Origin of the sequence: Cellulosimicrobium sp. SL-1, assembly GCF_011033075.1 — a bacterium.
Lineage (GTDB): Bacteria > Actinomycetota > Actinomycetes > Actinomycetales > Cellulomonadaceae > Cellulosimicrobium > Cellulosimicrobium funkei.
In genome coordinates this window covers 312,304-324,374 of sequence record NZ_JAACJC010000001.1, presented here as the reverse complement: position 1 = coordinate 324,374, position 12,071 = coordinate 312,304, and the positions used below count along the sequence as shown (strand labels likewise).

The following is a 12,071-nucleotide window of genomic DNA, read 5'->3' as shown; positions in this document are numbered from 1 at the left end:
CCGTGCCGCTCACCCGCGACGAGATGGCCGCGCGCGCCGCGCGCGAGCTCGAGGACGGCTGGTACGTCAACCTCGGCATCGGCCTGCCGACCCTCGTGCCCAACTACGTGCCCCAGGACAAGCACCTCGTGCTCCAGTCGGAGAACGGGATCCTCGGCGTCGGGCCGTACCCGACCGAGGACGCCGTCGACCCCGACCTCATCAACGCCGGCAAGGAGACCGTCACCGTCCTGCCGGGCGCCGCGTTCTTCGACTCCGCGCTGAGCTTCGGCATGATCCGCGGCGGCAAGATCGACGCCGCGATCCTCGGCGGCATGCAGGTCTCCGAGACGGGCGACCTCGCCAACTGGATGATCCCCGGCAAGATGGTCAAGGGTCCTGGCGGCGCGATGGACCTCGTGCACGGGGCGGGCCGCGTGATCGTGCTCATGGAGCACGTGGCGCGCGACGGGTCTCCCAAGATCCTCCGCTCATGCTCGCTGCCCCTCACGGGGCGCGGGGTCGTGCACCGGGTCATCACCGACCTCGCGGTGATCGACGTGACGCCCGACGGGCTCGTGCTGCGCGAGACCGCGCCCGGCGTGAGCGTCGACGACGTGCGGGCCGCGACCGAGCCCGACCTCGCCGTCGCGCTCGACGACGCCCCTCTCGACGTCGCCGACGCCGGCCCGGGACCGTCCACGCAGGCCGCGGGGACGCCGTCGTGACGCGCGACGTGCTGCGCCGCGACGTCCCGACCCCGCGCGGTCGGGAGCACGTGCGCGAGGTCGCCGCCGAGGGTGCGGCCCGCGCGACGGTCCTGCTCGTGCACGGCAACTGCTCGTCGTCGGCGTTCTTCGACCCGCTGCTGCGCGCGCTCCCCGCCGACGTGCGCGGCGTCGCCGTCGACCTGCGCGGGTACGGCGACGCCGAGCCCCGGCCCGTCGACGCGACCCGGGGCGTGCGGGACTTCGCCGACGACGTCGCGGCCGTCCTCGACGCGCTCGACCTCGCGCGCCCGCTCGTCGCCGTCGCGCACTCGGCGGGGGCGGGCGTCGTGCTGCAGCTCGCGACCGACCGGCCCGACCTGTTCGACGGCATCCTGCTCGAGGCGCCCATGTCGCCGTACGGGTTCGGCGGCACGCGCGACGTCGCCGGGACGCCGCTCTCCCCCGACTTCGCGGGCTCGGGCGGCGGCACGGCGAACCCGGCGTTCGTCGCGGCGCTCGCCGCAGGTGACCGCAGCGAGGACGCCGGGTCGCCCCGCGACGTGCTGCGCCGCTTCTACGTCGCCGACCCGGCCGCGCTCGGCGAGCCGCTCGGCGCGCTCGAGGAGCTCCTGCTCGACTCCGTGCTCTCCACGCGCACGGGCGACGACAGCTACCCGGGCGACCGGACGGCGTCGGGCACGTGGCCCGGCGTGGCCCCCGGGACGCGCGGCATGAACAACGCGATCAGCGCGAAGTACTGCGACCTGTCCGGCTTCGCGACGTCCGGCGCCACCGCGCCCGTGCTGTGGGTGCGCGGCGACGCCGACGCGATCGTCTCGGACACGTCGCTGTTCGACCTCGCGCAGCTCGGCGCGCTCGGCGCCGTCCCCGGCTGGCCCGGGGCCGAGACGCACCCGCCGCAGCCGATGGTCGCCCAGACCCGGGCCGTCCTCGACGCCTACGCGGCCGCGGGCGGGCGGTACCGTGAGGAGGTGCGGCCCGGCGTCGGGCACAGCCCCCACCTCGAGGAGCCGGACGTGTTCCTCGGGCTCCTGCTCGGGCTGGTCGACACTGCCGTTGCCGACGTCGACGCCGCCGCCGCACGAGCGGGCACCACACCCCCGGCGCCCGCGCAGACACCGCCGTCCGCACCCCTGGAGGTCCAGCCGTGAGCACCACCACCCCGCACTCCCCCGACGACGTCGTGGTCGTCGCCGCCGCCCGCACGCCCCAGGGCCGCCTCAAGGGCTCGCTCGCCGCGCTCACCGCGGTCGAGCTCGGCGCCGTCGCCGCGCGTGCCGCGATCGAGCGCTCGGGCCTCGGCGCGGACGCCGTCGACGCCGTCGTGCTCGGCCAGGTGCTCCAGGCCGGGGCGGGCCAGAACCCCGCGCGCCAGACGGCCGCCGCCGCGGGCGTCGGCTGGGACGTGCCCGCCGTGACGGTGAACAAGGTGTGCCTCTCGGGGCTCACCGCCGTCATCGACGGCACGCGGATGATCCGCTCCGGCGAGGCGGAGGTCGTGCTCGTCGGCGGCCAGGAGTCCATGACCAACGCGCCGCACCTGCTCCCCGGGTCGCGCGCCGGGTTCGCGTTCGGGGACGCGACGCTCGTCGACGCCGTCGCGCGCGACGGGCTCACCGACGCGTTCGACCACGCCTCCATGGGCGTCTCGACCGAGCGCACCAACGTGGGCGACGTGTTCGTCCCCCGCGAGGAGCAGGACGCCGTCGCGGCGGCCTCGCACCAGCGCGCCGCTGCCGCGGCGAAGGACGGCCTGTTCGACGCCGAGATCGCCCCCGTGAGCGTCCCGCAGCGCCGGGGCGAGCCGGTCGAGGTGCGCGACGACGAGGGCGTGCGCCCCGACACGACGGTCGAAGGCCTCGCGCGCCTGCGGCCCGCGTTCGCCCCCGAGGGCACCATCACCGCGGGCAACGCGTCGCAGATCTCCGACGGCGCCGCCGCGCTCGTGCTCACGACCCGCGCCCGGGCCGAGTCCGCGGGTGCGCCGGTGCTGGCGACCGTGCGGACGTGGGGCCAGGTCGCCGGCCCCGACACGTCGCTGCACTCCCAGCCCGCGCGCGCGATCCGGCAGGCCCTCGACCGGGCCGGGTGGACGGTCGACGACCTCGACCTCGTCGAGATCAACGAGGCCTTCGCGACCGTCGTCGCGGTCTCCACGCGCGTGCTCGGCGTCTCGCCGGACGTCGTCAACGTGCACGGCGGCGGCATCTCGCTCGGGCACCCGATCGGCGCCTCCGGCGCCCGCCTCGCCGTGCACGCGGCGCACGAGCTCGCGCGCCGCGGGGGCGGGCGCGTCGCCGTCGGGCTGTGCGGCGGCGGGGGCCAGGGCGAGGCGCTGCTGCTCGAGGCATAGGGCTCGCCTGGTTCGGGCGGACCGACGGCGCCCCGGCCGTTCGAGGGGACGGCTCGGGGTGCCGCGCCTACGATCGCGGGGTGCAGCCCACCACGACGGAGACCCGCGCCCCCGAGCCCGTCGACGAGGAGCGCCCCCGGCACGGCGCGTGGGGGCGGTGGCTCCGGCGGTTCTCCGCGACCGGGCTCGTGGTCGCGCTCGCCTGGTTCTGCCTGTCGTTCACGCCGTCGCTCATCCCGCGCGCCTGGTACTACCAGGCCGTGATCTCGGGCGTGAGCGCCGTCGGCGGGTACGCCGTCGGCGCGCTCGTCGAGTGGTTCGCCGTGAAGGTCGGGCTGCGGATCCGGTGGACCGCGCGCGCGAGCCGGATCGCGTGGTGGGTGCTCGCCGGGGCGGCCGTCGTGCTCGTGCCGCTGGCGCTGATCCTCGGGGCGCGGCGCCAGATCGAGCTGCGGCACCTGTTCGGCATGTCGGAGGACGTCCCCGGACGCGAGGTCGTCACGCTGCTCGCGGCGCTCGCCGTCGCGCTGCTCGTGCTCCAGGCGGGCCGCGGCCTGCGCCGCGTCGCCCGATGGCTGAGCGTCCTCGTCGGCAAGGTCGTGCCCGCCCCCGTGGCGCGGTTCGTCAGCGGCGTCGCGGTCGCCGTCGTCGTGGTCCTGCTGTTCAACGGCGTCATCTGGTCGGGCACGCTCAGCGCGCTGAACTCGGTCTACGCGGCGGCGAACGCCGAGATCAGCCCTCGGCTCACGCCCCCGACGCTCCCCGAGCGGTCCGGCTCCCCCGACTCCCTCGAGCCCTGGGACTCGCTCGGCGCGGAGGGGCGCAAGTTCGTCGTCTCCGGCCCGACCCTCGACGAGCTGCGCGCGTTCGCCGCGGCGGGCGACGTCGTCGACCCCGCGGACGTGCGCGAGCCGATCCACGCGTACGCGGGCCTCGACCCTGAGGGCGACCTCGACGCCACGGCGGCCCGCGTCGTCGACGAGCTCGACCGGACGGACGCGTGGGACCGGTCCGTCCTCGTCGTCGCGACCACGACCGGGACCGGCTGGGTGGACCCCGCCATGGTCGAGGCGCTCGAGCTCATGCACGGCGGCGACACCGCGATCGCCAGCATGCAGTACTCCTACCTGCCGAGCTGGATCAGCTTCGTCGGCGACCGCTCGACCCCGCCCGCCGCGGGGAAGGCGCTGTTCGAGGCGGTGTACGCGCGGTGGTCGGATCTGCCCGAGGACGACCGCCCGCGCCTGCTCGCGTTCGGCATCTCGCTCGGGTCGTTCGGGATGCAGGGCGCGTTCAGCGGCGTGCAGGACGTCGAGGCGCGCTCCGACGGCGCCATGTTCACCGGGACGCCCGGGTTCACGCCGATGTGGCGCGAGCTCACCGACGCGCGCGACCCCGGGTCGCTCGAGTACGCCCCCGTGGTGGACGACGGCCGCCAGGTCCGCTGGGGCGACCCGGTCGCGACCGGCGTCGCCGACCTCTGGGGCCCCGGCCCGCGCTGGGACGAGCCGCGCGTCGTGTACCTCCAGCACGCGTCCGACGGCGTCACCTGGTGGGGCCCGGAGACCCTGTGGTCCGAGCCCGACTGGCTCCGCGAGCCACGCGGGCCCGACGTGCTCGGCGACGTGCGCTGGTACCCGTTCGTCACGTTCTGGCAGCTCACGGGCGACCTGTTCGTCGCGGCCGCGTCCGACATCCCGCCCGGCCACGGGCACGTCTACCAGCTCGAGTACGCCGACGGCTTCGCCGCGCTGCACGCGCCCGACGGCTGGACCGACGCCGACACCGCGCGCCTCAAGGACGCGATGGTCGCCCCCGTCGAGGGCGGCTCGATCGGCTGACGGCCGACCGGCGTCCGCCGACCCGGCTCGCGCGGACGGCGCGCACCGGGCGGAGCGCGCGCAGGCACGGGCTGGCTAGTCCGGCGCGTGGGCCTCGAGGAACGAGAAGACCTCGGTCTGGTCGACGCCCGGGAACGCGCCGGTCGGCATCGCCGCGAGCATCGACGCGTGCGGACGGGCGCTCGGCCAGGCGTGGCCGGCCCAGCGGTCGGCGAGGTCGTCGGGCGGGCGGCGGCAGCACGCGCCGTCGGGGCAGCGGGACACGAGCCGCTCGGTCGTGTCGCGCCCGAGGAACCACTTGACGTGCGCGAACGGGACGCCGACGCTCACGGAGAACTCGCCGTCGGCCGACGCCTGCACGCGCGACGTGCACCAGTAGGTGCCGCTCGGGGTGTCCGTGTACTGGCTGAACGGGCTGAGCCGGTCCTCGACCGCGAAGACGGTGCGCGCGGTCCAGCTCCGGCACACGTACTGCCCCTCGACCGCGCCGAGCGGGTCGGCGGGGAAGCGCACGCCGTCGTTCTCGTACGCCTTGTGGATCACCCCGGACTCGTGCACCTTCATGAAGTGCACCGGGATGCCGAGGTGCTTCGTCGCGAGGTTGGTGAACCGGTGCGCGGCGGTCTCGTACGACACCGCGAACGCGTCCCGGAGGTCCTCGATCGAGATCTCGCGCGCGTCCTTCGCGGCGCGCAGGGCCTTGACCGCGTGCCGCTCCGGCAGCAGGAGCGCCGCGGCGAGGTAGTTGGCCTCGACGCGCTGGCGGAGGAACTCTCGGTAGTCGCGCGGCTCCGCGTGCCCGAGCACGTGCGGCGCGAGCGCCTGGAGCAGCGCCGACGTCGCGTTGGACCGCCCGCGCATCCCGTTGCTCGGCAGGTACACGCGGCGGTGGCGCAGGTCGAGCACGGACCGGGTGGAGTGCGGCAGGTCGCCGACGTAGTGCAGCGTGAAGCCGAGGTGGGCGGCGAGGTCGGCCGCGACGCGCTGGGGCATCGGCCCGCCCGCGTGCCCGACGCCGTCGAGCAGCCCGGCCGCCGCGTCCTCGAGCTCCGGGAAGTAGTTGTCCTGCGCGCGCATGGTCGCGCGCAGCTCCGCGTTCGCGCGGCGCGCCTCCTCGGGCGTCGCGGCGCGCTCGGTGTGCAGGCGCTGGAGCTCGCGCTCGAGCGCGACGATGGTCTCGAGCGCGTCGGTGGGCAGCGACTTGCCCACCCGCACGGGCCGCAGCCCGAGCGCGTCGAAGAGCGGGCCGCGCTGCGCGCGCTCCAGCTCGATCTCGAGCGCGTCCCGGCGCGACGGCGGCTCCGGCGAGAGCAGGTCGTCGAGGCTCGCGCCGAGGGCTCGCGCCACCGCCTGGAGCTGGCCGAACTTCGGCTCGCGCTTGCCGTTCTCGAGGAGCGACACCTGCGACGGCGCGCGGCCGATCGCGGCGCCGAGCTCGTCGAGCGTCATGCCGCGAGCGGTGCGCAGGTGCCGGATCCTGCGGCCGATCGTCAGGGCGTCGGGCTCGCTCTCGAGCGGGATTTCCGCATGTTCCGCGATTCCGGCCGGTCGCGTCGTCGGGATAGCCATGACTGAGAGTGACACGCACCACTCCTTGCGCACAAGAGAAGAACCGCGTTTCTTTCGTCCGATCTGGCTTGAGAAGGGCTTGCGGGCGGGAGGAAGGTCGAAGCACGGACCTCGCCGAGGTCCACCGACCGGCCCGGCCGGCCCGCACCACGTGGGCCGGCGCACCACCAGGAGGCACCCGTGAACAGGCCCACCATCGTCAGCCGCCGCTCCCCGTCCGAGTACGCGGGCGGCGCCCGCCCGCTCGGCGCCGTCGCGACGACGGCGACGGTCACCGGCCCCGGCACCGCCCCGACCTCCGGCGACGCCGCGCGCCCGTCCGCCCGTCCGGGTGACCAGACGCAGAGCGCCGCCGAGCTCGCCGAGCAGTGGGCGACCGACCCGCGCTGGGCCGGCCTGCAGCGCGACTACACGGCCGAGGACGTGGTCGCGCTGCGCGGCTCCGTGCGCGAGGAGCACACGCTCGCCCGGCGCGGCGCCGAGACGCTGTGGGACCTCATCCACACCGAGGAGTGGGTCGCCGCGCTCGGCGCGTTCACCGGCAACCAGGCCGTGCAGCAGGTGCGGGCGGGCCTCAAGGCGATCTACCTGTCCGGGTGGCAGGTCGCGGCCGACGCCAACCTTTCCGGCCAGACGTACCCCGACCAGTCGCTCTACCCCGCCAACTCCGTGCCCGCCGTCGTGCGCCGCATCAACAACGCGCTCCTGCGCGCGGACCAGATCGAGGCGGCCGAGCGCGCGGCGTCGGACGGGCAGCGGCCCGACCGCGACTGGCTCGCCCCGATCGTCGCCGACGCCGAGGCCGGGTTCGGCGGCCCGCTCAACGCCTACGAGCTCATGCACTCGATGATCGCCGCGGGCGCGGCGGGCGTGCACTGGGAGGACCAGCTCGCGTCCGAGAAGAAGTGCGGCCACCTCGGCGGCAAGGTGCTCGTGCCCACGAGCCAGCACATCCGCACGCTCAACGCCGCGCGTCTCGCGGCCGACGTCGCGGGCGTGCCGTCGATCGTCATCGCCCGCACGGACGCGCTCGCCGCGGACCTCCTCACGTCCGACGTCGACGAGCGCGACCAGCCGTTCCTCACCGGCGAGCGCACGTCCGAGGGCTTCTACCGGGTGCGCCCCGGCTTCGACGCGGTCGTCGCGCGCGGCCTCGCGTACGCGCCGTACTCCGACCTCATCTGGGTGGAGACGGGCGAGCCCGACCTCGAGCTCGCGCGGACGTTCGCCGAGGCGATCCACGCGCAGCACCCGGGCAAGAAGCTCGCCTACAACTGCTCGCCGTCGTTCAACTGGAAGAAGCACCTCGACGACGCCCAGATCGCGAGCTTCCAGAAGGAGCTCGCCGCGATGGGCTACGCGTTCCAGTTCATCACGCTGGCCGGCTTCCACGCCGTCTCGCACTCCATGTTCGAGCTCGCGCGCGGCTACAACGAGCGCGCGATGTCCGCCTACGTCGAGCTGCAGGAGGCCGAGTTCGCCTCCGAGGCCGACGGCTACACCGCCACCCGCCACCAGCGGGAGGTCGGCACCGGCTACTTCGACCGGGTCGCCACGGCTCTCAACCCCGACGCCGCCACCCTCGCGCTCGCCGGGTCCACCGAGACCGCCCAGTTCCACTAAGCCCCTCGCGAGGTAGAGGAGCGGTCCCGCGAGGTAGAGGCCTGGTCATGACCACGCCTCTACCTCGCGAGACCAGGGCCCTACCTCGGTCTACCAGAGCTCTACTCGCGACATCGACCTTCGGAGCACGCCATGACCACGCTGACCACGACCACCTCTCCCCCGTCGACCCCCGCGCCCGCGGGCGGCCCTCGCGTCACCGGGACCCTGCGCGTCACCGGCACGCTCGGCGAGCGCTACCGCGAGATCCTCACGCCCGAGGCGCTCGACTTCCTCACGCTGCTGCACGACCGGTTCGTGGCACGCCGCCACGAGCTCCTCATGGACCGCCAGCAGCGCCGGCAGGACGTCGCCGACGGCATCGACCCCGACTTCCGTCCGTCGACGCGGCCCGTGCGCGACGACCCGTCGTGGCGCGTCGCGGGCTCGGCCGGCGCGCCGGGCCTCGAGGACCGCCGCGTCGAGATCACCGGCCCGACCGACCCCAAGATGACGATCAACGCCCTCAACTCCGGCGCCAAGGTGTGGCTCGCGGACGCCGAGGACGCCTCCAGCCCGACGTGGCGCAACGTGATCGAGGGCCAGCTCGCGCTGCACGACGCGATCCGCGGGACGCTGACCCACACGGCCGGCTCGGGCGACCACCGCAAGGAATACCGCCTGCGTTCGACGACGCTGACCGACCTCCCGACGATCGTGTTCCGTCCGCGCGGGTGGCACCTCATCGAGAAGCACATGCGGTACGTCGACCGGGCGGGCGTGAGCGTCTCGGCGTCGGCGTCGCTCGTCGACTTCGGGCTGTACCTGTTCCACAACGCGCACGAGCTCGTGGCGCGCGGGCGGGGGCCGTACTTCTACCTGCCCAAGCTCGAGGGCCACCGCGAGGCCCGACTGTGGAACGACGTGTTCGTGCTCGCCCAGGAGTACCTCGGCCTGCCGCAGGGCACGATCCGCGCCACGGTGCTCATCGAGACGCTGCCCGCGGCGTTCGAGATGGAAGAGATCCTCCACGAGCTGCGCGACCACTGCGCCGGGCTGAACGCCGGGCGCTGGGACTACCTGTTCTCCGTGATCAAGGCGTTCCGCACGCGCGGCGACTCGTACGTGCTGCCCGACCGCGCGCAGGTCACCATGACCGCGCCGTTCATGCGCGCGTACACCGAGCTGCTCGTGCAGACGTGCCACCGGCGCGGCGCGCACGCGATCGGCGGCATGAGCGCGTTCATCCCGGACCGCCGTCGGCCGGACGTCACCGAGCGCGCGTTCGAGCAGGTGCGCGCCGACAAGCGCCGGGAGGCGACGGACGGGTTCGACGGCACGTGGGTCGCGCACCCCGACCTCATCGAGGTCGCGCGCACCGAGTTCGACGCGGTGCTGGGGGACGCGCCGAACCAGGTCTCGCGGCAGCGTGACGACGTCCGGGTGGGCCAGCACGAGCTGCTCGACATCGGGTCGGCCCGCCGGGCCGGGGCCACCGTCACCGCGGCGGGCCTGCGCTCGAACGTCTCCGTCGGGGTGCGGTACCTCGAGTCGTGGCTGCGCGGCGTCGGGGCCGCCGCGATCGACCACCTCATGGAGGACGCGGCGACCGCCGAGATCTCGCGGTCGCAGGTGTGGCAGTGGATCGCGTCCGGCACGCGCACCGAGAACGGCGTGCCGATCACGCGCGAGCGCGTCGAGGCGCTGCTCGCGGAGATCGTCGACGACCTGCCACGCACCCCGGGGAACCGGATCGACGACGCCGCGCACGTGTTCCGCGCCGTCGCGCTCGCCGAGGACTTCCCGACGTTCCTCACCATCGGGGCGTACTCGCAGTTCCTCGTGGGCTCCGAGGTGGACCAGCCGTAGCGCGGTCTCCCGCCCTCCACGGCCTCGGTGCCGTCGCCCACCCGGCGGCGGCACCGAGGGCGTGCTCACGGGCGCGCGCCATCGCCCTCGACGGCGGGGACCGCAGTGTGGGAGCATCCGGCCACGCACGGTGGCACCTGTCGTCCGGGCGCCCGCCCGCACGACACCGGAGCACCATGAGCACCCCTGTGACGCCGCCGTCCTCGCCGACGCCCCCTCCCGGCCCGCCGCCCTCCTCCCCCGGCCCGGCCGCGCACCCGAACCCGTACGCGGCGCCACCGTTCGCAGCGCGCCCCGGCCCTCCACACGCCGGCACCCCGCAGCCCCTCGCACCGCACCCAGGGCCGCCGTACCCCGGCGCTCCCCAGCCGGCCCCGCCGCGCGCGGCACCGGGGCGTGGCGGTCTGTCTCGGACGGCCGTCGGGCTGCTCGTCGGGGTCGTGTGCCTCGTCGTCGGCGGCGGGACGGGGTTCGCCGCGGGCGTCGCGACGGACGCGGGCGCCCGGATCGCCGCGTGGGTCACGGCCCCGACCGACGACGCGTACGACGACGAGTGGCCGGGCGACGGCTGGTCGGACGAGGACTGGCCCGAGGGCGACTGGGAGGGCACGGGCACGCGCGACGACCCGTGGCTGTTCGACGGGTACACGATCGGCGGCGAGGAGTGGGAGGTCCTCCTCGAGGAGCCCTACGAGGCGACCGCGGAGGTGCTCGCGCACGACGACGTCAACAGTCCGCCGCCCGACGGCACCGAGTACTGGATCGTGCCCGTGACCGCCACCTACACCGGGTTCAGCTCGCAGGTGACCGCGTGGGGCGCCGTCGACATCGGGTTCGTCGGCGACGACGGTGTCCCCGCCGACGGCGGGTGCGGCGCGGTGCCGCAGGCGCTCGTGGGCACGGGGCTGATCGGCTCGGGCGACACCGTGACCGGCAACGTGTGCCTCGCGGTGCCCACGGGCGCCCCCGGCCTCTGGACGCTGTCGCTGGAGCGGGAGGAGCCCTGGTACCTGCGCGCGGCCGACCCGCTCGCGGGCTGACGCTCCCCCTCGCGCGCCGCCCCCGGACGACCTCTCGCCGGTCGGCCGTCGCTCAGCCGGCGGGGCGCCGCGCGTCGAACACGTCCCGGTTCTCGCGGATGGTGCGCGTGTGGGCGAGCGCCCACTCGACGAGCGCGAGCACCGGCGGCAGCAGCGTCTCGCCGAACTCCGTGAGCGCGTAGTCGACGCGCGGCGGCACGACGGCGTGCACGGTGCGGCTCACGAGACCGTCCCGCTCGAGCTGGCGCAGGTTGAGGGTGAGCATGCGCTGGGAGATCCCGTCGATCCCGTGGAGCAGCTCGGTGAAGCGCTGCGGGCCGGCGGAGAGCATCCCCAGGATGAGGACGCTCCACTTGTCGCCCACCCGGTCGAGGACCGAGCGCACCTCGCTCGTCGCCTCCGCCGCGGCGCAGCCGCGGTCGACCGGGATGCCGTGGCGCTCGGCGAGCTCGCGCACCACCGGCACGTCCGTGCTGGGCGTCGTCGTCATGGGGGTCTCCGTCTTCTCCGGGTGCTGCTCCGTGTGCCTCACGCACACCGGTGTGCCTTTTGTACCGGTGCTCATGGTTACCCATCATGTGCCCAGGCACAAAGAGTGACCGGCCATCCTGGGCCGTCGCCGCCTCCTCTCGAAGGACTCACGCATGAACGTCGCCCTGTGGATCGCCTCCGGTCTGCTCGCCCTCGCCTTCCTCGGCGCGGGGCTCATGAAGGCCTTGCGCCCGATCCCTGTGCTCCAGGAGCAGATGCGCTGGGTGACGCCCGAGCGCGCGGCGGGCGTGCGCGTCATCGGGTGGCTCGAGGTGGCCGGAGCCGTGGGCGTGATCCTCCCCTGGGCGCTCGGCGTCGCGCCGGTGCTCACGCCGATCGCGGCAGTCGGGCTCGCCCTCACGCAGGTCGGCGCGATCCCCCTGCACCTGCGCCTCGGCGAGGCGAAGGCCGTCCCGGCGAACGTGGTGCTGCTCGCCCTCGCGGCGTTCGTCGCCGTCGACCGGTTCGCGGCGCTGTGACACGCGGGCGGGCCGCGGCCCGCCCCCAGGTCGCCGCGGGGCTGCGGGGAGCGCGCTGACGGCCTCGCGCAAGGGCG

General features: G+C 74.9%; 10 protein-coding genes. 8 read left to right on the top strand and 2 right to left on the bottom strand.

The annotated features are described in order from the left end of the window. Window positions 1–2: 2 nt before the first annotated feature. The 4 genes from GWJ10_RS01460 (at window position 3) to GWJ10_RS01445 (ending at window position 4,904) form a co-directional block, all read left to right on the top strand. Window positions 3–707 carry a CoA transferase subunit B gene (locus GWJ10_RS01460; RefSeq protein ID WP_277394937.1) on the top strand — a complete coding sequence of 235 codons (705 nt, stop codon included), beginning with the start codon at window positions 3–5 and terminating at the stop codon, window positions 705–707. Then, entirely contained in the window at window positions 704–1,861 is a 1,158-nt protein-coding gene (locus GWJ10_RS01455; protein WP_163184600.1) for an alpha/beta fold hydrolase, read from the top strand. The genes GWJ10_RS01460 and GWJ10_RS01455 overlap by 4 nt, the downstream gene beginning before the upstream one ends. Beyond that, a complete protein-coding gene (locus GWJ10_RS01450) occupies window positions 1,858–3,063 on the top strand; it encodes an acetyl-CoA C-acetyltransferase (protein WP_163184598.1) in 1,206 nt (401 codons plus the stop codon). The genes GWJ10_RS01455 and GWJ10_RS01450 overlap by 4 nt, the downstream gene beginning before the upstream one ends. An 80-nt stretch (window positions 3,064–3,143) precedes the next feature. Beyond that, window positions 3,144–4,904, top strand: coding sequence for an alpha/beta hydrolase (locus GWJ10_RS01445; RefSeq protein WP_206158301.1), 1,761 nt, complete (start codon window positions 3,144–3,146; stop codon window positions 4,902–4,904). Window positions 4,905–4,979: 75 nt separating this feature from the next. On the opposite strand, the gene GWJ10_RS01440 is transcribed toward GWJ10_RS01445, so the two are convergent. Continuing rightward, a complete protein-coding gene (locus tag GWJ10_RS01440; protein ID WP_163184846.1) occupies window positions 4,980–6,473 on the bottom strand; it encodes a helix-turn-helix transcriptional regulator in 1,494 nt (497 codons plus the stop codon). A gap of 180 nt (window positions 6,474–6,653) precedes the next feature. Between GWJ10_RS01440 and aceA the strand changes: the two genes are divergently transcribed. The 3 genes from aceA to GWJ10_RS01425 all read left to right on the top strand — a co-directional run bounded on the left by aceA (window position 6,654) and on the right by GWJ10_RS01425 (window position 10,984). Further along, window positions 6,654–8,096, top strand: a complete 1,443-nt coding sequence (gene aceA / locus GWJ10_RS01435) for an isocitrate lyase (protein WP_241005618.1) — start codon at window positions 6,654–6,656, stop codon at window positions 8,094–8,096. Between the two features lie 132 nt (window positions 8,097–8,228). Beyond that, window positions 8,229–9,944, top strand: coding sequence for a malate synthase A (aceB, locus tag GWJ10_RS01430; protein WP_163184596.1), 1,716 nt, complete (start codon window positions 8,229–8,231; stop codon window positions 9,942–9,944). A gap of 440 nt (window positions 9,945–10,384) precedes the next feature. Beyond that, window positions 10,385–10,984 (top strand): hypothetical protein, encoded by a 600-nt coding sequence (locus GWJ10_RS01425; RefSeq protein WP_163184594.1) that lies wholly within the window; start codon window positions 10,385–10,387, stop codon window positions 10,982–10,984. 52 nt (window positions 10,985–11,036) lie between these two features. Here the strand turns inward: GWJ10_RS01425 and GWJ10_RS19970 are convergent, their stop codons facing one another. Then, window positions 11,037–11,474, bottom strand: coding sequence for a helix-turn-helix domain-containing protein (locus tag GWJ10_RS19970; protein ID WP_163184592.1), 438 nt, complete (start codon window positions 11,472–11,474; stop codon window positions 11,037–11,039). Between the two features lie 154 nt (window positions 11,475–11,628). On the opposite strand from GWJ10_RS19970, the gene GWJ10_RS01415 reads away from it, so the two are divergent. Then, complete coding sequence (locus GWJ10_RS01415) at window positions 11,629–11,994, top strand: DoxX family protein (protein WP_163184590.1); 366 nt, start codon at window positions 11,629–11,631, stop codon at window positions 11,992–11,994. Window positions 11,995–12,071: the final 77 nt, after the last annotated feature.